Annotated in this window: 18 protein-coding genes, 1 tRNA gene and 1 riboswitch; of the genes, 9 read left to right on the plus strand and 10 right to left on the minus strand. The window is 39.2% G+C overall.

Features of this window, described 5'->3' with window-relative positions; all coding sequences use genetic code 11:
• Position 1: 1 nt before the first annotated feature.
• The 3 genes from yedE to moeA form a co-directional block, all read right to left on the minus strand.
• The gene (gene yedE / locus QP437_RS02775; RefSeq protein ID WP_070775294.1) at positions 2 to 1,225 is read right to left on the minus strand and encodes a selenium metabolism membrane protein YedE/FdhT; all 1,224 of its coding nucleotides are present in this window, start codon (positions 1,223 to 1,225) and stop codon (positions 2 to 4) included.
• A 563-nt stretch (positions 1,226 to 1,788) separates the two neighbouring features.
• Positions 1,789 to 2,511 (minus strand): molybdopterin-synthase adenylyltransferase MoeB, encoded by a 723-nt coding sequence (gene moeB, locus QP437_RS02780; protein ID WP_285266875.1) that lies wholly within the window; start codon positions 2,509 to 2,511, stop codon positions 1,789 to 1,791.
• Complete coding sequence (moeA, locus tag QP437_RS02785) at positions 2,511 to 3,728, minus strand: molybdopterin molybdotransferase MoeA (RefSeq protein ID WP_285266876.1); 1,218 nt, start codon at positions 3,726 to 3,728, stop codon at positions 2,511 to 2,513. Before moeA ends, moeB begins: the two co-directional genes overlap by 1 nt.
• Before the next feature lie 155 nt (positions 3,729 to 3,883).
• Between moeA and folE the strand changes: the two genes are divergently transcribed.
• Positions 3,884 to 4,540 carry a GTP cyclohydrolase I FolE gene (folE, locus tag QP437_RS02790; protein WP_285266877.1) on the plus strand — a complete coding sequence of 219 codons (657 nt, stop codon included), beginning with the start codon at positions 3,884 to 3,886 and terminating at the stop codon, positions 4,538 to 4,540.
• Positions 4,541 to 4,650: 110 nt separating this feature from the next.
• Positions 4,651 to 5,826, plus strand: a complete 1,176-nt coding sequence (locus tag QP437_RS02795; protein WP_285266878.1) for a multidrug effflux MFS transporter — start codon at positions 4,651 to 4,653, stop codon at positions 5,824 to 5,826.
• 83 nt (positions 5,827 to 5,909) lie between these two features.
• On the opposite strand, the gene aroA is transcribed toward QP437_RS02795, so the two are convergent.
• The 3 genes from aroA to QP437_RS02810 form a co-directional block, all read right to left on the minus strand.
• Entirely contained in the window at positions 5,910 to 7,208 is a 1,299-nt protein-coding gene (gene aroA / locus QP437_RS02800) for a 3-phosphoshikimate 1-carboxyvinyltransferase (RefSeq protein ID WP_285266879.1), read from the minus strand.
• Positions 7,208 to 8,044: a formyltetrahydrofolate deformylase gene (gene purU / locus QP437_RS02805; RefSeq protein ID WP_285266880.1), complete on the minus strand. Its 837-nt coding sequence runs from the start codon at positions 8,042 to 8,044 to the stop codon at positions 7,208 to 7,210. The genes aroA and purU overlap by 1 nt, the downstream gene beginning before the upstream one ends.
• Before the next feature lie 71 nt (positions 8,045 to 8,115).
• Complete coding sequence (locus QP437_RS02810; RefSeq protein WP_285266881.1) at positions 8,116 to 8,520, minus strand: H-NS family nucleoid-associated regulatory protein; 405 nt, start codon at positions 8,518 to 8,520, stop codon at positions 8,116 to 8,118.
• A 299-nt stretch (positions 8,521 to 8,819) separates the two neighbouring features.
• A riboswitch (Lysine riboswitch) is annotated at positions 8,820 to 8,997 on the plus strand.
• 60 nt (positions 8,998 to 9,057) lie between these two features.
• Between QP437_RS02810 and QP437_RS02815 the strand changes: the two genes are divergently transcribed.
• A complete protein-coding gene (locus QP437_RS02815) occupies positions 9,058 to 10,578 on the plus strand; it encodes a Na+/H+ antiporter NhaC family protein (protein ID WP_285266882.1) in 1,521 nt (506 codons plus the stop codon).
• A gap of 63 nt (positions 10,579 to 10,641) precedes the next feature.
• On the opposite strand, the gene cls is transcribed toward QP437_RS02815, so the two are convergent.
• On the minus strand, positions 10,642 to 12,102 hold the full coding sequence (gene cls, locus QP437_RS02820) for a cardiolipin synthase (protein ID WP_285266883.1): 1,461 nt from the start codon (positions 12,100 to 12,102) through the stop codon (positions 10,642 to 10,644).
• Between the two features lie 18 nt (positions 12,103 to 12,120).
• Between cls and QP437_RS02825 the strand changes: the two genes are divergently transcribed.
• Positions 12,121 to 12,798, plus strand: a complete 678-nt coding sequence (locus tag QP437_RS02825) for a TIGR01621 family pseudouridine synthase (RefSeq protein WP_285266884.1) — start codon at positions 12,121 to 12,123, stop codon at positions 12,796 to 12,798.
• A gap of 10 nt (positions 12,799 to 12,808) precedes the next feature.
• Here the strand turns inward: QP437_RS02825 and QP437_RS02830 are convergent, their stop codons facing one another.
• Complete coding sequence (locus QP437_RS02830) at positions 12,809 to 14,119, minus strand: sodium:proton antiporter (protein ID WP_285266885.1); 1,311 nt, start codon at positions 14,117 to 14,119, stop codon at positions 12,809 to 12,811.
• A gap of 234 nt (positions 14,120 to 14,353) precedes the next feature.
• Between QP437_RS02830 and xthA the strand changes: the two genes are divergently transcribed.
• Complete coding sequence (xthA, locus tag QP437_RS02835; RefSeq protein WP_054418848.1) at positions 14,354 to 15,157, plus strand: exodeoxyribonuclease III; 804 nt, start codon at positions 14,354 to 14,356, stop codon at positions 15,155 to 15,157.
• Positions 15,158 to 15,166: 9 nt separating this feature from the next.
• On the plus strand, positions 15,167 to 15,940 hold the full coding sequence (locus tag QP437_RS02840) for a TIGR01619 family protein (protein ID WP_054418850.1): 774 nt from the start codon (positions 15,167 to 15,169) through the stop codon (positions 15,938 to 15,940).
• Positions 15,941 to 16,072: 132 nt separating this feature from the next.
• On the opposite strand, the gene QP437_RS02845 is transcribed toward QP437_RS02840, so the two are convergent.
• Positions 16,073 to 16,148: transfer RNA gene (locus tag QP437_RS02845), tRNA-Asn, on the minus strand.
• A gap of 400 nt (positions 16,149 to 16,548) precedes the next feature.
• On the opposite strand from QP437_RS02845, the gene uvrB reads away from it, so the two are divergent.
• A complete protein-coding gene (gene uvrB, locus QP437_RS02850) occupies positions 16,549 to 18,585 on the plus strand; it encodes an excinuclease ABC subunit UvrB (protein ID WP_285266886.1) in 2,037 nt (678 codons plus the stop codon).
• Between the two features lie 37 nt (positions 18,586 to 18,622).
• Here the strand turns inward: uvrB and QP437_RS02855 are convergent, their stop codons facing one another.
• Positions 18,623 to 20,014: a DegQ family serine endoprotease gene (locus tag QP437_RS02855; RefSeq protein WP_285266887.1), complete on the minus strand. Its 1,392-nt coding sequence runs from the start codon at positions 20,012 to 20,014 to the stop codon at positions 18,623 to 18,625.
• Positions 20,015 to 20,431: 417 nt separating this feature from the next.
• On the opposite strand from QP437_RS02855, the gene aroG reads away from it, so the two are divergent.
• Both aroG and QP437_RS02865 read left to right on the plus strand, forming a co-directional pair.
• Positions 20,432 to 21,523: a 3-deoxy-7-phosphoheptulonate synthase AroG gene (gene aroG / locus QP437_RS02860; protein ID WP_285266888.1), complete on the plus strand. Its 1,092-nt coding sequence runs from the start codon at positions 20,432 to 20,434 to the stop codon at positions 21,521 to 21,523.
• A 123-nt stretch (positions 21,524 to 21,646) separates the two neighbouring features.
• Positions 21,647 to 22,564, plus strand: coding sequence for a lysine exporter LysO family protein (locus tag QP437_RS02865; RefSeq protein ID WP_285266889.1), 918 nt, complete (start codon positions 21,647 to 21,649; stop codon positions 22,562 to 22,564).
• Positions 22,565 to 22,631: the final 67 nt, after the last annotated feature.

Here is a 22,631-nt window from a genome sequence, read left to right on the forward strand (position 1 = left end):
ATTAGCAACCACAAGCTTGTGGATTTGCTGCAGCGATTTTTGCTTTGGCTTTTTTCAAGAAGTGGTGTTCCCACCAAACAACAGCGATTAAGCAGAGAATAAGCAAGCCGTAATTTACTAATAAACCGCCAACTGGGCCAAAGGATTTCAATAAGTTAAGTTTTTCGTAATCTAACGCAAGCACAGGGGCAAGATCGTCCCAGGCGTAGGCTAAATAGGTTGAACCGATAACATTGCCTAAGCCCACCCACATAAAGTGAACTTGACCTTCCATTGAGCGATACATCCAACCGGTTTCACATCCGCCCGCTAATACAATACCGAAGCCAAATAATAAACCACCGATAATTGCATTTGGACCCGCCCACATGATTTTGGCTGGTACGCCTAATTGAATGTAGCTGAATACGCCGAGCGTACCCACGATAATACCGAAGATAATCGCTTTTGCCATATAAGCACGGCCAGTTACCCATAAATCACGGAAGGCAGAGGTAAAGCAGATTTGAGCACGTTCAATTAATAAGCCAAAAGCTAACCCACAAAGCATTGCAAAACCGAGCTTGACGGAGTTTGTCATCACATAAAGTGAAGCAATCAGGTAAGCAAAAAAGATCACCATACCAATCCAAAAACGACGACTTGCTTGTTTCGGGTCAGTTTCTTGTAATTTTGCCGCGCCTTTTTTCAATTCTAATTTCACGCGAAACATCGGTAGTAAGGTGACTTTTACCCCTGCATAAGTACCTACGGCAGTGGCAATAGTAAAGAACCAGGCGTGAACCGAAAATTGTGGAATACCCGTGAAGAGAGAGGCAAGGTTACAGCCCATTGCTAAACGTGCACCAAAACCGGCTAATGCACCCCCAATGAGGGCTTGAACAATACGACGTTTGTGTGGTTGATTACGCCATTTTACGTTGTTTGCCCAAAGTGCAGCAGAAATACATCCCGCGAACATACCTAAAATCATCACGCCATCAATACGGGTGAAGATCGTGCCTTGCATGCCGATAATTTTATAATAGCTCCAGTCGGATACATCGACACCTAGCGCTTGCAAAGCATGACCGCCCCAACGGGTAAATTCCCCAGTAACCGCCCAATAAGTGCCAGTTACCCCAAAGTAATAAGCTGAAATGAGTCCGGCAGCAATAACTGCAGCGACAGGATTCCAGTATTTGATCAGATAATTTTGTTTGAATTGCTGCAAAATCTCTTTCATTAGTGAATAAATCCTTAAATTGAAATGATGATTTGCAAGTGAGGTATAAAATGAAGATATTTTGAAGTGTCTACCATTTTCCTATACACAAAACTTGCGATATAAGACAAATGAATTGTCGAGCAAGATAATAGCATTTGTTTTTTGTTAATGCACGAGGGGAGGGATAATTATTTGTGGGTAATTTTGAGTTTTAAGATGAAAGAATAAAGTCAATCTATAGTCCTTATTTTTTCCTCAATATCAATTTTTTAATTAAAAAAACGAAGACTAGGGTAATAAGCATTGTAAGTCCACCAGCTAGAATAGCTAATAAACAAATTACCCAAGCAGATTTATCCATATTAAGGAAATTAAAGAAATAGAAACCAAATAACAGGGAAAATACATACCATAATCCCCAACTTAATTTGGAATATTTATTGAATAGAAATTCAAATAATCCTTCAAAAAATAAACGGAAAATACATTCAAAGAGAATATCCATACGTTGTTTCAATGCTAAGTCATAATAATGATTTGTTTAGACAAACTTTCTGTCTGCCTAAATGTTAAGAGAAAACTTAAACAGGCAATTTCATTTCTCGGATACGCATGGTTAATCCATCGATTAACAATAAACGTCCACATAAATTTGAACCGATTTTTAACCGCACTTTGATGGCTTCTAAGGCTTGAATAGAGCCAACAATACCCACAATTGGCGCCAGTACGCCCGCCTCTACACAACTTAAAACATTTTGCCCAAAGAGCTGGCTAAGTTGACGATAGGTTGGGGTATTGGGTTCATAAGTAAAGACGGATACTTGCCCTTCTAAACGGATCGCTGCACCTGAAATTAGCGGGATCTTCGCTTGTTCGCACCCACGATCGAGTGCATTACGAATATTCACGTTATCGGTACAATCTAATATCACATCAAAGTGCGGTATGATTTCCGCGAGTTTTTCTTCGGAAAGTTGTGCATTGATGGTTTCAATTTCTACGTATGGATTAATCTGTTGTAACGCGATTTTTGCCGATTCCACTTTAGGCATATTTAATCGGCTATCGGTATGTAATACCTGACGTTGCAAATTGGAAAGCGATACGGTGTCGAAATCCAACAAGGTTAAATGCCCAACGCCAGCGGCAGCAAGATATTGACTTGCCGCACAGCCTAAACCGCCCAGACCGACAATTAACATTCTGCTGTCTTTCAGCTTTTCTTGCCCGTCAAAATCAACTGCTTTTAAGATGATTTGGCGGTTATAGCGCAGTTCTTCTTCGTAGCTTAATTCAGCCATTATTGCCCCAATAGGTGATTAAACGGTTCAATGGTGACGATTTCGCCTGCAGCTATATTGCCGCGATCTTTTTCGAGGCGAATAAAACAGTTACTTTTCACAAAAGAACTGAATAAATGTGAGCCTTGGAAACCCACTGGTTGCACTTCAAGTTGACCATTTTCATTAATTTGATAGAAACCACGTTGGAAATCTAAACGTCCCGGTGATTTTTTCAAATTGGTTTGGGCAATCGCTTGAAAGTGCGGTTGTTTTTTCGGGTGTTTTTTACCGCTTAATTTGGCAATAGCAGGTTGAACCAATTGATAGAATGTCACTAATGCAGAAACCGGATTGCCGGGTAAGCCACAGAACCAAGCATTTTCTAACTTACCGAAAGCAAATGGCTTGCCGGGTTTCATTGCTATTTTCCAGAAATTCACTTGGCCTACTTTTTCTAACACGGTTTTCGTGAAGTCTGCTTCACCCACCGAAACGCCACCGCTTGTGATCACAAGATCGGCCTGAGCTTGTGCTTTCACAAAAGCCGCTTCAAATTCTGCTTGGTTATCTGGCAGAATACCGAAATCAAGCACATCACAATTTAATTTTTCTAGCATTAATTTGACGGTGAAACGGTTGGTATCGTAGATTTGTCCCGCTTCCAATGGTTTGCCAACAGGCACTAATTCATCACCCGTTGAAAGCACAGCCACTTTTAAGCGTGGATATGCTTTGACTTCAGCAATGCCTAATGATGCAAGTAAAGGCAAAGAAACGGCATTTAATTCATCCCCTTGATGTAATACCACATCACCTTTTTTCACATCCTCACCAATACGACGGATATTTTGATTGGCTTTTGGTAATGCGGAAAAAGTCACAGCTCCATCTTCATTAACGGTGACATCTTCTTGCATCACCACCGCATCAGCACCTTCTGGAATCATCGCACCCGTCATAATTCTGACCGCACTTTGTGCTATCCATTCCCCTTGAAACGGATTACCCGCAAAGGATTTTCCCGCAACAGAAAGTGTCATGGATTGCTGTAAATCGGCTAAACGAACTGCATAGCCATCCATCGCGGAGTTATCAAAAGAAGGCACGTTAATCGGAGAAATCACATCTTCCGCACAGACACGATCAGCGGCTTCAGTTAAAGCCAGTGTTTCAGTTTTTGTTGGGAAGGGAAGTTGGTTGAGCATTTGCGCCAAGGCATCTTCAAGTGGCAACATAATCAATCCTTTGGGTTGAGCGAAATAAAAGTAGATATATTGTAGCCCGAAATACAATATGAAGGAAATTAATAAATTAGGGTGATTTTTCGCATTTTACGAATAATTCATCTTTTGCTAAAATGACACATTATTTTTTTATAAATGGAAAGTGAATGAACGCTATTTCACCTGATGCGGAAAGTGTCCGCCGAGCCTTGGTAGCCAAAGGCATCGAAACACCAATGATTGATCCGACTCAATGTAAAGATGAGCGCCGCGCGGCGATTGCTTCGCATATGCGTGAAGTGATGAAATTGATTGGGTTAGATCTACGTGATGATAGCTTAGAAGAAACGCCAAATCGCTTAGCCAAAATGTTTATTGATGAAATTTTCAGTGGAATGGACTACGCCAATTTCCCGAAAATGACGAAAATCAAAAACCAAATGAAAGTGAGCGAAATGGTGCAAGTGAATGACATCACGTTGACCAGTACTTGCGAACATCATTTTGTGACGATTGATGGTAATGTCGCCATCGCCTATTATCCAAAAGATTGGGTGATTGGCTTGTCTAAAATCAATCGCATTGTGGCGTTTTTTGCACAACGTCCACAAGTGCAAGAGCGTTTAACCGAACAGCTTTTAACGGCATTTCAAACTATTTTAGAAACCGATGATGTGGCAGTTTATGTGAAAGCGACACATTTCTGTGTGAAAGCTCGCGGAGTAAAAGATACCCATAGTTATACAGTGACATCAGCCTATGGCGGGGTCTTTTTAGAAGATCGCGAAACTCGCAAAGAGTTTTTATCTTCCATTCAGAAGTAATGAGCAAAAGCACCGAATATTCGGTGCTTTTTGTTTATTAATTGTACGAATATAAGTTAAAATCAGCCTTTTCATTTTTATTTCGATTTTTATTTTTCTTGAGGATTCTCATGACGAAAGCAAATTCAAAACTTTTTCTTGTTTTATTACTCGGTGTCCTTTCAGCATTTGGTCCGTTTGTGGTGGATCTTTATTTACCTTCATTACCACAACTTGCCACCTTTTTTGAAACAAGTGCTTCAATGACACAACTTACGCTCACCACTGCCATGATTGGTCTAGCGGTGGGGCAGTTACTTCTTGGTCCTCTCAGTGACAAATTTGGGCGAAAAATTCCGCTTATTATTTCATTGGTAATTTATATTATCAGCACGGTCTTAATCGTTTATGCACCAAATATTAAAGCGATGATTGTCTTGCGTGTGATTCAAGGGCTTTCTTCGGCAGGGAGTGTAGTCATTTCTCGTGCGGTCGCAACGGATCTGTATCGAGGCCGTGAAATGACTCGTTTCTTTGGTTTATTAATGACAATTAACGGACTCGCCCCAATTATTTCACCAATCCTTGGTAGTTTATTGTTGGAATACATCAGTTGGAAAGGCATATTTATTTTCCTTGCATTGATTGGTGTGATTGTTTTGCTTTTCTGCTTCCGTTTAAAAGAAAGCTTAAGTGTCGAAAATCGCTTACAAGGTTCAATATTTTCTACCTTTTTGACGTTTGGTGTGATTATCAAAAATCGCTTATTTATGAGCTATGTAGGAATTCAAAGTTTCTTGCTTGGTTCCATGTTTGCCTATATTGCGGCTTCGCCATTTATTTTTCAAAGTTTTTATGGGTTGAGTGCATTTGTCTTTAGCTTATGTTTTGGTGCGAATGGCGCGGCGTTAGTCATAGGGGCAAATATTGGTGGTAAATTACCAAATCGTAAGGCTTTAGCGATTGGCGTATTGGCTTTTGTGGTGGCTGCACTTTATACCATTGCCGTATTAATTATTCAGCCATACTGGTTGTTTGTTGAAATTGGTTTCTTTGCGATGTTGTTATTAATGGGCATTACTTTCCCGGCTATTTCTTCTTTAGCGATGGAAAGTGAACGTCAATATGCAGGCAGTGCATCAGCTTTATTAGGCTTTGCTCCATTCTTTTTAGGTGGCGTGGTTTCACCATTAGCCGGAATCGGCAATATTTTCTATTCAACGGCTTTGGTCATTTTGGCTTGTAGTGTATTAGCTTTAGTTATTTATTGGATGGTTCGTCATAAAATTCCAAATTCAGCAGAGTAGTGAAAAGTGCGGTCATTTTTGACGGCGTTTTTGAGAAAGAAAAAGGCGAACTTCAATAGGTTCGCCTTTTGTTATTTTAGCAATTAGTTTCGAATGCTTAACTTCTCAAATTCATCGAAGAATGTTGGGAACGTTTTAGCCGTACATTTCGGATCTAAAATCGTGACGGGTGTATCCGATAATGCAATCAATGCAAAGCACATTGCCATACGGTGATCATTATAGGTCTCAATTTCGGCATGTTTAAATTGAGAAAGGGCAAGTGGTTGAATGCGAATAAAATCTTCACCTTCTTCAACTTCCGCACCGACTTTTCGTAACTCAGCAGCCATTGCAGCAAGGCGATCAGTTTCTTTCACTCGCCAGTTATAAATATTGCGAATAACGGTTTCACCCTTGGCAAATAAGGCAGCTGTGGCAATCGTCATGGCTGCATCAGGAATGTGGTTCATATCCATATCAATGCCATGGAGTTCAGCTTGTTCTGCTTGAATAAAATCTTCACCCCAAGTGATTTTGGCTCCCATTTTTTCTAGTACATCGGCAAATAGGCGGTCGCCTTGAATGGAATGCTTACCAATTCCTGTCACTTTTACATTGCCTTTAATCGCGGCGGCGGCAAGGAAATAAGAGGCAGATGAAGCATCACCTTCCACCATATATTTGCCAGGTGAGACATAGGATTGGTTACCTTTCACCTTAAACACTTGATAATGTTGATTTTCAACTGAAACGCCAAAATCTTTCATCATCGCGAGGGTGATATCAATATAAGGTTTTGAAACTAAATCACCCACAATATGGATATCTAAATCGCCTTCAGCAAGAGGTGCAGCCATTAAAAGTGCGGTCAAAAATTGAGAAGAAATTGAGCCATCAATTTTAACCACGCCACCTTTAATCCCTTGATTACGAATCGCAAGCGGTGGGTAACCGTCATTTTCTAAATAACGAACATTGGCCCCTGCTTGAAGAAGCGCATCCACCAAATGTTTGATTGGACGCTCTTTCATACGTGGCTCACCAGTCAAAATAACTTCTCCTTCTGTATCGCCTTTTAAACAAAGCGCAGCAGTTAAAGGACGCATGGCTGTGCCAGCATTGCCTAGAAACAGTGATAAGCCATTTTCAACCTGAAATGCGCCACCTAAGCCTTCAACTTCACAGCAAGTTTTGTCTTCAGAAAGCTGGTAATTTACACCTAAAGCTTTAAGGGCATTTAGCATATGGCGAATGTCATCACTGTCTAACAAGTTAGTGACCGTTGTAGTGCCTTTAGCTAATGCGGCTAATAATAATGCACGGTTTGATAAACTTTTCGAGCCAGGTAAGTTGATTTCACCTTCAATGCGAGAAATTGGCTCTAAAGTGATTGCTTTCATTACAAGACCACCGTTTTATTTTTATACACAAAAATACGATCATGTAAGGCAAGATCAAGCGCACGGCTTAATACTGTTTTTTCCACATCACGGCCTGCACGCATCATGGCATCGGCAGAGTAGGTGTGATCCACATTAATCACATTTTGCATAATGATCGGACCTTGATCCAATTCATTATTAATAAAGTGAGCCGTTGCACCGATGATTTTTACGCCGCGCTCATAGGCTTGTTGATAAGGTTTTGCCCCAATAAATGCCGGTAAGAATGAATGGTGAATATTAATCACACGATTTGGATAACGAGCGACGAATTCTGGATTTAATACACGCATATATTTAGCTAAAACAATATAATCAGGTGCATATTCATCAATTTTTTCAGCGAGCAATTTATCGTGTTCCACACGAGTGAAACCTTCATGGCTGACACAATGGAATGGAATATCAAAGCGTTCAACTAATTCGCGTAAATTATCGTGATTGCCAATGACTGCCGCAATTTCTACGTCTAACGCACCGTAGTAATTTTTCATTAAAATATCACCTATGCAGTGCGCTTCTTTGGTCACTAAAATCACGATACGTTTACGTTTTGCACTGATTAGGCGACAGTTTGTCCCTTTCGGCAAACTATAATCTAAATCAGCTAGCAAGGTTTCTTCATTAAAAATCCCTTCTAATTCTGTACGCATAAAGAAATGCTTTGTTTCAAAATCAACAAACTCATTATTGTGAAGGATATTTAATTGATGTTTGTAACAAATATTGGTGATTTTAGCGATTAAGCCTTTGTCATCTGGACAGTCGGTCAGTAATATTTTCTTTTCTAACATAATGAATATTTTGCAAGGTAAATAAAAAAAGAGAACCCATAAAAATGGGTTCTGCATCGTTGATAATGAAATTAGATTTCGAAAGAAGCTAAAGAGGCACCTTTATCTAAGGCCTTTTGAATCACACGAGGTGTACGGCCTTGGCCAGTCCATGTTCTTTCTTGACCAGTTTCATCAGTATATTTGTATTTTGCTGGACGAGGTTCACGTTTTTTACGAATTGAAGAAGGGGCAATACCGATAATTGCGGTTAATTCTTCCGCAGTGATACCTTCTTGTTTAATTAATTCTTTATATTTTGCAATACGTGCGCGACGTTCTTGTTCAGCTTGTTCAATTTCAGCTGCTTGAACGCGTTTTTCTTCCACGGCAGCTTGTAATTTTAAAAGTGAACTTTCGGCTTGTTCTAATGTTAAATCACGTACAGCAGCACGTAAACTACGAAGGTTCGTTAAACCTTTTGTTAATTCGTTCATTATTACCCCTTTATATGTGTGAATGCTTAATTATTTTTTGGATATATATGATAACGAAAATAGTATATTTGGTAAATATCAATTAGCTCAAATAAGAGAATTAATTGGTCGGATGTCATCATATTTCACTGTATAAAGTTGATTGTTTTTCCATGTTATTGCAAACGTTTGCTTATAAAACAACTTAACAAAGTCTTAACAACCTGATTAGAAATTTTAAATTAAAGAATAGATTTAGGGGAAAGTATAAGATTTTATTGGTAATTTCATTCATTTTAATGTAATCTCTCACCATCCTATACAACAGTAGAGGTGCGATCATTATGAGTATTTTCCTGGAGTGGATAGCGTTGAAGGGAAAGGAAAGGAATGATTGCCGAAATCGAATAGGCGTCATCTTATTCGGTTGGTCACGTCTTCGAAAGGAACGTGACTGTCATAGTTTTTGTGTATTAACTATGGAGCGCTACGGTTCGGTCTGGTCATGCTTGTGTCTTTTCTTGCCGTTGTCTCCATTAAATTATTAGGTATAACTTAATGGAACTAGTCGATTATTCTTCATCTATTTATTCAATTATCCCCGCATTACTTGCGATTATTTTAGCGATTGCAACACGTCGGGTTTTGGTGTCTCTGAGTGCAGGGATTGTTGTCGGTGCATTAATGTTGGTTGATTTCAACCCATTGAATGCATTCATTTATTTAAAAGATAATGTTGTTGCATTAGTTTATAGTAGCGAAGAAGGCATGAATTCAAATATGAATATCGTGTTTTTCCTCGTTTTACTTGGCGTATTGACCGCACTTTTAACCGTGTCAGGCAGCAACCGTGCGTTTGCTGAATGGGCACAAAATAAAATTAAAGGTCGTCGTGGTGCGAAATTATTAGCGGCATCTTTAGTGTTTGTGACATTTATCGATGATTACTTCCACAGTCTTGCTGTCGGTGCTATTGCTCGTCCAGTCACTGATCGTTTTAAAGTTTCTCGTGCAAAATTAGCGTACATTCTTGATTCTACTGCTGCACCAATGTGTGTCATGATGCCAGTATCAAGCTGGGGAGCATATATTATTACTCTCGTAGCAGGTTTATTGGCGACTTACTCTATTACATCTTATACGCCAATGGGCGCATTCGTTGCGATGAGCTCAATGAACTACTATGCGATCTTCTCATTATTAATGGTGTTCTTTGTTGCTTATTTTTCATTTGATATTGCATCAATGGCTCGTCATGAAAAATTAGCCATGGAACGTGATTATAAAGAAGAAGTCATTGAAGGTGTAAAAGGCAAAGTTCGTAATTTAATTTTACCGATTTTAGTCTTAATTACCGTCACTGTTTTCATGATGATTCATACGGGGAGTGAAGCCTTAGCGGCAGATGGAAAACCATTTAGTATCTTAGGCGCATTTGAAAATACAACCGTCGGTATTTCGCTTGTAGTTGGGGGTTCAAGTGCGGTTGCAATGTCAACATTATTGATTATTCTTGAGCGTCAAGTTTCTTTACAAGAATACGGAAAAGCGTGGATTGCCGGTATTAAATCCATGTTAGGTGCAATTGCGATCCTATTTTTTGCGTGGACAATCAATAAAGTGGTGGGGGATGCGCAAACCGGTAAATACTTATCTTCTTTAGTGAGTGGTAGTATTCCAGTTCAATTTTTACCAGTGATTTTATTTATCCTTGGTTCAGCAATGGCATTCTCAACAGGGACAAGCTGGGGGACATTTGGCATTATGTTACCAATCGCAGCAGCAATGGCGACCAACTCTGCTCCAGAGTTATTACTTCCTTGCTTATCTGCAGTAATGGCTGGCGCGGTATGTGGCGACCACTGTTCACCAGTTTCTGATACGACTATTTTGTCATCAACTGGGGCAAAATGTAACCATATGGATCACGTCACCACACAATTACCTTATGCGGCAACTGTTGCGACAGCAAGTGCTGTGGGCTACATTGTGGTTGGCTTTACAGAATCAGGTTTAGCGGGATTTGTTACAACTGCAGTCGTATTAGTTGCTTTAGTGTTTATCGTGAAAAAACGTTAATCGATAAGTGAAATAAGAGAGGGCGTATCACATGATACGCCCTTTTTGTATTTGTTGTGAAAATTAGAGTAAAGGACTAAACAAGAAAAATAACCGCTCAATTATTCGATGATAGAAAGGACGGTTTAGCCATTCTTGCATATTGAGTGCAGAAGAGTTCGCTAAATAATTTTCATGGAGTGTGGCCACTTCATTGGCAAAATTACGATCTTCTACGGCAACAGTGATTTCAAAGTTAAGCAGGAAACTGCGTAAATCCATATTTACCGTACCAACGAGTGCAAGCTTGTTATCGATTAACACACTTTTTGTATGGAGAAGTCCCGCTTCAAAATGATAAATTTTTACCCCCGCTTCAAGTAAATCATCAAAGAAGGTACGGCTTGCCCAGCGAACCATTAGGGAATCATTTTGTTTCGGTAAAATAAGCGTGATCTCAACGCCACGAAATGCAGCAATACGTAGTGCCTCAGCGATATTATGACTTGGCACAAAATAAGGTGAGGTAATCACAATGCTTTCTCTCGCTGCATAAATCGCAGTAGCAAGGGATTGTGCAATTAAATCATCAGGGAATGCTGGACCACTAGCAATAACTTGTACGGAGTGAGTATCATTGTCATCAATTTCCACAATTGGACAATTTGGCAATAAAAGGGGTAATTCTTCCGTAGTTTCAATTTCCCAATCCCAGGCGTGTAGGCTGTTCAAAATAGGTGAAACAGGGCCATTAATTCGTACCATCACATCCACCCAATTGCCCACATTACTTTCTTGTTTGAAGAAATTGGGGTCCACCATATTCATGCTGCCTGTATAGGCAATTTGATTATCAATGACGATAATTTTACGGTGTTGGCGTAAATCAATTCGGTTGAAGAACATCCGGAATAAATTTACGTGTAACGCTTCTGTAATCTCAATACCTTTCGCTCGCATTTCTTTACAAATAGCACTTTTAAGAAAGGCTTTACTACCAACGGAATCCAGTAAAAGACAAACTTTTACGCCACGTTGCACAGCTTCTTCTAACGCTTGTTTAATCTCATTAATTAATCCATCATTACTCCAAATATAAAAGACCATATTAATAGAATGTCTAGCTTGTTGAATATCACCGATGATACTTCGAATAATGGTTTCCGGGGTATCGAGAATATGTAATTCATTGCCTCGAATATTCGGAATGCCTAAGCGTTGGTGGACTAATTTAAATAAAGCACGATAACGCGGATCTTTAGAATGAGTGACCACATCTTTTTGCTCTGAAAGCAGGTTGAGCCATTTGATGTATTTAGGTTTTAACAACTGAAATGCTTTGGCACGGCGAGCACCAAGTTTCACTTCACCAAAAATTAAATAGGCAATGACACCAATCAGTGGTACTAGGTAAATAATCATTAGCCATGACAGCGTAGCGGAGACAGCTTGTTTTTTGACGAGCAAACGCAAGGTGACAGAAATAACCGCCACCCAAATTAACACGGGAATAATATAAACCAGTATAATATGTTCAAAATTCATTAATTTTTAACCGTACTTATGAAATTAGACATTGTTTATCAGACCGATGATTTTATCATTATTTACAAGCCTTGTGGGCTTAGTGTGCATAAAGATCAAAGCGAAATTGGTTTAACCACTTTGCTTGCTGAGCAGCTTGGCGTGCCGCAAGTTTGGCTTGTACATCGGTTAGATAAAGTGACATCAGGTTTACTCATTTTGGCATTGAACGCCGAAAGTGCGGCTGAATTTTTCCGACTTTTTGCTGAACACCGTATTCAAAAAACTTATCTCGCCCTTAGTAATCAGAAACCTAAAAAGAAACAAGGATTGATTGTCGGGGATATGCAAAAGGCCAGAAACGGCGCCTGGAAACTCTGCCCATCGAAAGAAAATCCAGCTATTACGCGTTTTGAAAGTGTAAGTTGTGAGCCTAATTTACGATTATTTATCTTAAAGCCACAAACAGGCAAAACTCATCAATTGCGTGTAGCGATGAAAAGCTTAGGTAGCCCGATTTTAGGCGATGCGCTTTATGGTAAAAACACTGAAAATATTGACCGCACTTATTTGCACGATGCAAGATTGCAATTTGAATTTAAAGGTCAGGCATTTGATGTATTTACTGTTCCTAAAGAAGGAGAGTGGTGGCATCGTGAAGGCGTTATGTCTCAGATTCAAAAAATAGGCTCAGCAAGTGCTGAGCCAAAGATATAAATGTTATTGATTATTTCGCTAATCCGATACCTGTATAGCCACGTTCACGCATAGTAGCTTCTTTTGATTTACGAATTAAGGTCTCAATTGTCATGCCTTGTACGAGAATTGAGAATGCCACTACTGCATATGTCATACCTAAAATAAGATCACGAACATCCATTTCTAATCCTTCAATATAAAATTGGCCACTTGGAATAGAAAGCGCCATAGCGAGCGCTAATCCACCTCGTAATGCACCCCAAGTGAGTACTTTCATAGTGTAAGGGTTGTATTTACGGTAGCGTTTCATAACTTGGAATGGCAACCAAACACTTGCATAGCGACAGATTAAGCAAACCGGAATAGCGAGGAAAATTAAGATTAAACCTTGCCAAGACACATGAATCAATAAAATCGCTAAACCGATTAAGATGAAGAGTAAGGAGTTGAGGAAGTGATCAATCATTTCCCAAAAGTGATCTAAATAGCGTTGGCTTTGTCGAGAAAATCCAGTGTATCTTGTCCAGTTCCCGATTAAAATCCCTGCGACAACCATAGCTAATGCACCTGAGACGTGCAAGAGATTAGCAAGCATAAAGCCCGCGGTTGGTACGATTAAGGTTAAGAGAATTTCTAGCGAACCATCATCTGTAGCTGAAATCAAATAATGGGCGAATAGGCCTAAAACTAATCCAAATGCAATCCCGCCTAAAGCTTCTTTAAAAAATAAATGGAGAATACCGCTTGCTGTCGGTTCATGACCGCCAAATGCGACGGCAAAAACCGTGGTAAAAATTACCAAGCCAATCCCATCATTAAAAAGTGATTCGCCTTCCACCTGCATGGATAAGCGTTTTGGGGCTTTTAAGTTTTTGATAATAGCAAGTACAGCAATAGGGTCATCAGGCGATATCAGTGCACCAAATAAGATGCAGTAAATTAAATCAATATTCCAGCCGAAAAATAAGGCAATACCATAAAGTAGAAAACCAATAAAAAAGGTTGAGGCGAGCGTTGAGAACAGGGCGAAAGTGGTAATTTCCCATTTTTGATTGTTCAATACAGGGAGTTTAATGCCCAAGGCTCCAGCAAAGAGCAAAAAACCTAAAATTCCATTTAATAAGAAATCTTTAAAATCGATACGCTCAATAACACGTGTTGCAATATCATCTAAATTAAACCAGTTGAAATAACCCAGCAAAACTAGAAACAGTGAGCCCGCCATGGAAGTGGCTGTGATAGCGATCGTATATTGGATCTTATCATTCAGTTTACGAGTGATAAAACTGATTAAAATAGCTATTGTGGTGAGAAAACACAAGTAAGTATAAATATTCATAAAATGATCCGAGTAAGGTAATAAAAATGCGGCCAGTATAAGTAACTTAGTTTTATTTATAAAGTGAGTTTTTAGGAAAAATTTTAATTAGAAAGAAGGATCAAAATTCATTTGATTAAAACTGAAGAGTAATTACATTAATAGGCGTAACTTCTTCCGTTACAAGAGGAAAAGTGCGGTTAAGATTTCAATTATTTTGTATAATAGCCACAATTTTTCACATTAGGAATAAAAATGAAATTTATCTCTTTTAATATTAATGGTTTACGTGCCCGACCTCATCAACTCGAAGCAATTATTGAAAAATACCAACCAGATGTGATTGGTTTACAAGAAATTAAAGTCGCGGATGAAGATTTTCCTTATGCAATTACAGACAATCTGGGCTATCACGTTTTTCACCATGGGCAAAAAGGGCATTACGGTGTAGCACTGTTAACCAAACAAGAACCAAAAGCGGTGCGTCGTGGTTTTCCAACTGATAATGAAGATGCGCAAAAACGCATAATTATGGCAGATTTAGAAACGCCATTTGGTTTGTTAACGGTAATTAATGGCTATTTCCCACAGGGCGAAAGTCGTGCACATGAAACCAAGTTTCCGGCAAAAGAAAAATTTTATGCGGATCTTCAACGCTATTTAGAACAAGATCACGATAAAGCCAATCCAGTGTTAATTATGGGCGATATGAATATCAGTCCAAGCGATTTAGATATTGGCATTGGTGATGAAAACCGCAAGCGTTGGTTGCGTACTGGCAAATGCTCATTCTTACCCGAAGAGCGAGAATGGTATCAACGCTTATACGATTATGGTTTAGAAGATACGTTCCGTAAATTAAACCCAACAGTCAATGACAAGTTCTCGTGGTTTGATTATCGCTCAAAAGGTTTTGATGATAACCGTGGATTACGTATCGATCATATTTTAGTGAATCGTCAATTAGCAGAGCGTTGCGTTGATGTCGGTATTGCATTAGATATTCGTGCAATGGAAAAACCGTCAGATCACGCACCAATCTGGGCAGAGTTTAAATAGGAAAGCAACATGGATATGGCAAATTGGCAGAATTATCGTTCGCAAGTGAATGGTATGCCTGCCGTGTTTACCGCAAATATTGAAGATTTAGATGTTTATCATGGTAAACATCTTAGTAAAGTTGTGCAATTTACCGTGCCTTACCAGGGAGATGAGGACGGTTTGCCGAATGAAGAAGAATATGAAAAATTGATTAATCGTCTTTTTAAAATCCTTGCACAATTGACCGCACTTCCAAATGTTTTTTTTGCTGGGCACTTTATTTGTAACCATCAGGCAAAAATGCATTTCTATTGTGAACATGATGCTTTGCTTAAAGAAACCCTTCAACAACTCGATTTTGTCTCAGAAATCAATGTACAGAATGATCCAAATTGGGATACCTATTTCGATTTCTTGTTGGCTTCACCATTAGAAATGAAATTAAATGCGACAGAAGAGATTTTGAGTATGCTGAATAGTAAAGGGCGTAATTTAAGCGACACTTATTTAATTGAGCATACTTTCCATTTTGATGAAGAAGAGAAGATGTTTCCCTTTATGGATGAATTGACGCTCGGACAAGTCTCTTTTAATACGTTGAAATATTCTAGCCAAGCCATTCAAACAGAAGAAGATGAAGAACCTTACTTTATGGTGAAATTGGAGCAAGAGCTTTCATTAGACAGTAATGAGATCTTCGAGTGGGTAGAGCGCTTTGAAAAGCTAGCCATGGAGTTTTCTGGCGATTATATCGGCTGGGAATGCGATAATTTAATCGATGATCGTTCAGCATTAAATTAGCCTGATAATTCATTAAATCAGTATAGATTAGATAAAAATAAAGCCCATCAACACGATGGGCTTAAATTCTTTTGGCTACTAATTTAGGATTCGTAAAAGGAGACAAACGAAAGCTAAACCAAAAGAGAAATTTGGCTCCTCCTGCGGGACTCGAACCTGCGACATATGGATTAACAGTCCACCGTTCTACCGACTGAACTAAGGAGGAATAAATTTGGTATCACAAAGAATAGGCGCGCATTTTAATGATCGGACCACTTCTTGTCAATACCAAAAATGAAAAAAATCATAAAAAATTTTGCACTTTTTTCTATCCACAAAGCCTGTGGATAACTTTGTGGATTGTTTTTGTTTAAAATGGTCAACCACTGGTGCAGACTGGCTTTTCCTTAAATTGTTCATCTATTAGCCATAAGTGAATATTCTTTTAAATATCAATATGTTGCATAAAGTCCAGCAAAAAAAATAAAATATTTTTCAATTTTGAAGTGTTTCAGACTTGACACGCCTAAGTATGTGTAAAACTTGGATTTTTATCACTCAATTTGGAGCAATAAATGTGCTAAAATAGCTCCATTTCTAAAATACCTAAAAAATTGACCGCACTTATGGCAGAGAAAATTAATACTAAGCCTTTTATCCTTCATTCCGATTTTAAGCCTTCTGGCGATCAGCCCCAAGCAATCGAAAAATTAGTCGAAAATTTAGAGGATGGTTTGGCCCATCAAACACTTCTCGGGGTAACGGGGTCAGGCAAAACCTTTACGATTGCGAATGTCATTGCGACATTAAACCGCCCGGCGATGTTACTTGCCCCAAATAAAACCCTGGCCGCTCAGCTTTATGCTGAAATGAAGGCGTTCTTTCCTGAAAACGCGGTGGAATATTTCGTTTCATACTATGATTATTATCAGCCAGAAGCTTATGTACCGAGTAGTGATACCTTTATCGAGAAAGATGCTTCTATTAATGATCAGATTGAACAGATGCGTCTTTCTGCCACGAAGTCGTTCTTAGAGCGTCGAGATACTATTGTAGTGGCGTCTGTATCCGCGATTTATGGTTTGGGTGATCCGGATAGCTATTTGCAGATGATGTTGCATTTACAGCAAGGTGCCATTATCGATCAACGTCAGATTTTAGCGAAGTTGGCGGAATTACAATATACAAGAAACGATCAAGCTTTTCAGCGTGGTACATTCCGGGTGCACGGCGAAGTGATTGATATTTTCCCTGCAGAATCTGACGATCGAGCGGTACGAATTGAATTATTTGATGATGAAATTGAACGTTTAAGTTTATTTGATCCTTTAACTGGTACTAGTTTTGGCGCTGTTCCGCGTTTTACGGTGTATCCGAAAACCCACTATGTGACGCCAAGAGAGCGTATTTTAGATGCTATTGAAAAAATCAAAGCGGAGCTTGTGCAACGCCGTGAATATTTCATCAAAGAACATAAGCTGTTGGAAGAGCAGCGTATTACCCAACGTACGCAATTTGACATTGAGATGATGAATGAGCTCGGCTATTGCTCGGGAATCGAAAACTATTCACGCTATCTTTCTGGCCGAAATGAGGGGGAACCGCCTCCGACATTATTTGATTATATGCCGTCTGATGCGATTTTGATTATTGATGAATCACACGTAACTGTTCCTCAAATTGGTGGGATGTATCGTGGTGACCGTTCGCGCAAAGAAACCTTGGTCGAATATGGTTTCCGCTTGCCTTCTGCATTGGATAACCGTCCATTACGCTTTGAAGAGTTTGAGCGTTTAGCGCCGCAGACGATTTACGTTTCAGCGACACCAGGCCCTTATGAGTTGGAAAAATCGGGCAGTGAAATAGTCGATCAGGTGGTACGTCCAACGGGCTTACTCGATCCACAAATTGAAATTCGTCCAGTATCCATTCAAGTGGATGATTTGCTCTCTGAAGCGCGTCAAAGAGCGGATAAAAATGAGCGTGTTTTAGTGACGACGCTAACGAAGAAAATGGCAGAAGATTTAACGGATTACTTAGACGAACACGGCATTCGTGTGCGTTATTTGCATTCAGATATTGATACCGTTGAGCGTGTAGAGATTATTCGTGATTTACGTTTAGGTGAATTCGATGTGTTGGTCGGTATCAACTTATTACGTGAGGGGCTGGATATTCCAGAGGTTTCTCTTGTTGCCATTTTAGATGCGGATAAAGAAGGTTTCTTGCGTTCTGAACGCTCCTTAATACAAACAATCGGTCGTGCCGCTCGAAACTTGAATGGTAAAGCAATTTTGTATGCTGATAGCATGACTAAATCTATGGAAAAAGCCATTACCGAAACCAATCGCCGTCGTGAAAAACAAATGAAATACAATGAAGAGCACGGTATTGTTCCACAGGCATTGAATAAGAAAGTCGGCGAGTTGTTAGATATTGGTCAAGGTGCAAATCAAAAAGCGAAATCAAAACAGCGTGGAAAAACGGCGGCTGAACCGACCGCACTTTACAATGCGCCTAAATCAGCCAAAGAATTCCAACAACAAATTAAGAAATTGGAACAACAAATGTATAAATTTGCTCAAGATCTTGAGTTTGAAAAAGCCGCTGCAGTACGCGATCAGCTTCATCAATTGAGAGAGCAGTTTATGGTATCGGAATAAAGAAAAAGAGCGGCCAGATTGACCGCTCTTTTTTATTTTATTGCACTAATAAGTAGAAGTTATTTTTACCACGTAAGATATTGAGTGCAACAGCAGATGGTTTTTCATCTAGCGCTTTGCGTAAGTCTTGGGTGCTTTCAATTGGCTGGCGGTTGATGCCGATGATGATATCGCCCGATTTTAAACCGCGTTGTGCTGCCATTGAATTTGGCTGTACTTTGCTAATTTCCACACCTTTCACGCCTTTTGTATCATAGTTGCTTAAGGTTGCACCATCTAATGCTGGAAGTTCCGTTTTGCTCGCAGCTTGAGTGCCATCGTCTGCTTGTAAGGTCACTTTTACGTTTTCAGATTTACCATCACGTAAATAAGTAAGTTCAATTTCTTTACCCGCACCAGAAGTTGCGATTTTCGCACGCATTTCAGCGAAGCTTGAAATTTTTTGACCATTCATTGCGGTAATCACATCACCCGCTTTTAAGCCAGCTTTTTCGGCAGCAGAATTTGGAATGACTTCACTCACAAATGCACCTTGTTGCGCACTGACATTAAAGGCTTTCGCTAAATCTGCATTTAATTCGCCACCTTTAATACCGAGTAAACCACGACGTACTTCACCAAATTCTAAGATTTGCTGCACAAGGTTGTTGGCTTGGTTGCTTGGAATCGCAAAGGCAATCCCAGCGTTACCGCCACTTGGAGAAATAATAGCCGTATTAATACCAATTAATTCACCTTGTAAATTCAATAATGCACCACCAGAGTTACCACGGTTTACCGCCGCATCGGTTTGAATATAGTTTTCATACGCACCGCTATCTGAACCAGTAGAGCGACCTAGTGCTGAAACAATACCAGAGGTTACAGTTTGACCTAAACCGAATGGGTTACCGATAGCAACGGTGAAATCACCTACGTGTAATTTATCGGAGTCGGCCATTTTGATTGCGGTGAGGTTTGTTGGTTTTTCGATTTGTACTAAAGCGATATCAGATTGTTCGTCTTTTCCAACGAGTTTTGCTTTGAATTCACGTCCGTCTTGTAATTTTACGGTAATTTTATCCGCACCATCTACCACGTGATTGTTAGTTAAAACATAGCCTTTATCTGCATTGATGATCACGCCAGAACCTAAACCACGGAAGTTACGTGATGAGCCACGGTTTCCACCAAATTGTTCACCAAATTGATCACCAAAGAAAAATTTAAATTCTTCCGGAATATCATCAGGTAATGCTGAACGGCTGTTTGCTTTTGCTTTGCCTTCAACGGAAAGAGTCACAACAGCTGCTTGCGCTTTTTCTAACATTGGCGCTAGGCTGCCTTGTTCTACGATTTCATTCGGAATAGCCGCTTGAGCGGATAAAGAGGTCGCAAATACGCTTAAACCTAATGCGATGCCGGTTAATACAAAATTTCTTTTCTTCATAGAGTTCTCCAAGTAAAAATAAATGACTGAATAAGTGTTCATTCAGACAAAGAAATGGGGGGAATGTTCAGTAAAAACAAGGGAATTTAAAAAAATATTTAAAAAAGTGCGGTTGGAATTGAAATTGTTTTTTATGACCACACTTTATTCAAATTTATTTATTCATTTTAGAGGATAAAAGAATAATCTATTTTAAATGGAGCAGGTACAACCTATTTTTACACCAAAATCCTTGCCAGCTAAGGCGAAAGGTAGTTTAATAACGACCTACTTGGATTGCTTAATGAGTACAAGTTTTATGCAATTGTATAAAATTAGTGTATGAATTCAAATGAACTAGTTTACTAGTACAAAAAATAGGTGTAGAGTAACGCCATTAGATTTTAAGCACAACATTTAAGATTTAGAGAGTGACATATGGCGACGAAGAAAGAAGATATCGAAATAAAAGTTGCAAATGACGATACCCGAATTGAAAAAGTGGATCAGGTATTGCCTCCCATTGCTTTATTAGAAAAATTTCCTGCAAGTGAAGAAGCAGCTGAGTTAGTTCGTGAAACCCGTTTACATGCCCACAATATTATTCATGGAAAAGATGACCGTTTACTTGTGGTAATTGGTCCTTGTTCTATACATGATCCTAAAGCTGCATTAGATTACGCTAAACGTTTAAAAGTATTACGTGATGAATATAAAGATACACTTGAAGTGGTGATGCGCGTTTACTTTGAAAAACCGCGTACAACAGTAGGTTGGAAAGGCTTAATTAACGATCCTTATTTAAATGATACGTATCGTTTAAATGATGGTTTACGTATTGCACGTAAATTGTTATCTGATATTAATAACTTAGGTGTGCCATCAGCCGGTGAGTTCTTAGATATGATCACACCGCAATATGTGGCAGATTTTATGAGTTGGGGTGCAATTGGTGCGAGAACAACTGAATCTCAAGTTCACCGTGAGTTAGCTTCAGGATTATCTTGTGCGGTAGGCTTTAAAAATGGCACAAATGGTGGCGTGAAAGTGGCATTAGATGCAATGGGCGCAGCAGAAGCTTCTCATTATTTCTTATCCGTAACTAAATTTGGTCATTCTGCTATTGTTTCAACAAAAGGAAATGAAGACTGCCATATTATTTTACGTGGTGGCGATAAAGGCCCTAACTATAAAGTAGAAGATATTTCAAAAGTTTGTGCAGAGATCGAAAAATCAGGTCGTATTCCACATGTAATGATTGATTTCAGTCATGCAAATAGTAGCAAACAATTTAAAAAACAAATGGAGGTTTGTGAAGATGTTTGTCAGCAAATCGCAGGTGGTTCAAAACAAATCTTTGGTGTGATGGTAGAGAGCCATATCGTTGAAGGTCGTCAAGATTTAGTGGATGGTAAAGCGCATACTTACGGACAAAGTATTACTGACGCTTGTATTGGTTGGGAAGATACAGAAATCTTGTTGAAACAGTTATCTGATGCCGTAGCGACTCGCCGTCGAGTAAATAGCTAGTCAGTTTTTATTTTTCAGATGATTAAAAGTGCGGTTAATTTTGACCGCACTTTTTTTATGCGCTTTGAAAAATAGTAGAAAAGGGGTATGCTAGACTCAATGGAATAATAAAGGAGAAGTGTGATGCAGGATATGATAAATGGCTTATTAATTGTCTTGGTACCGATGGTGTTAGGCTATCTACTGAAGGTCAATAATAAATCCTATATCGCAAAGATTAATCATATCGTCATGTTTTTGCTTTACATCATCCTTTTCTTAATGGGGTATTTGCTTGGTCAATTGGATGATTTAGAACATAAACTCCCTATTATTGGTACAACCGCATTGGCGTTATCTGCGATCATTTTGGGTTCAAATATGATTGGCCTGATGCTTTACGATCGCTTTAACCCAGCTGAGCCACTTAAATCACAAGGTAAAATTGATTCTCGTTGGCACTCCTTAATTGACTCTCTCAAACTTTCCGGCACAGTGGTAATTGGCACCCTTTGTGGTTTCTTATTCAAATCCTATCTCATGTTACCTACAGGTATTAATCTGTATGTATTGATTGTACTGATTTTCTTTGTGGGGATTCAGCTAAGAAATAACGGCATTTCCTTGAAAGAAGCTCTTTTCAATAAACGAGGTTTCCAAACGGGAATGGTGTTTACTTTTACTTCATTACTAGGTGGTATCATTGCTGCTCTTGTTTTGGCTATGCCCATTACGCAAGGACTGGCGTTTGCCTCTGGAATGGGGTGGTATTCATTATCCAGTGTAGTATTAACCAATGCATGGGGACCGGTGCAGGGTAGTATTGCCTTTTTTAATGATTTATCCCGTGAAATTGTCAGTTTATTTGTCATCCCATTATTTATGCGTCATTTCCGTTCGACGGCAATTGGAATTACGGGAGCGACCGCAATAGATTGCACTTTGCCGATTATTCAAAAAGCGGGGGGCATTGAAGTGACACCTATAGCCATTTCATTTGGCTTTGTGACGAATATTCTGCCACCATTGTTATTGGTTTTCTTTTCCAGTATTCCGTTATAAATACAAAAACAAAAGAGTTAATCGTCATTTTCCGATTAACTCTTTTTCTTATATTTTAATATTAGAA

This window comes from Haemophilus sp. UMB1048, assembly GCF_030218125.1.
Classification (GTDB): domain Bacteria; phylum Pseudomonadota; class Gammaproteobacteria; order Enterobacterales; family Pasteurellaceae; genus Haemophilus_D.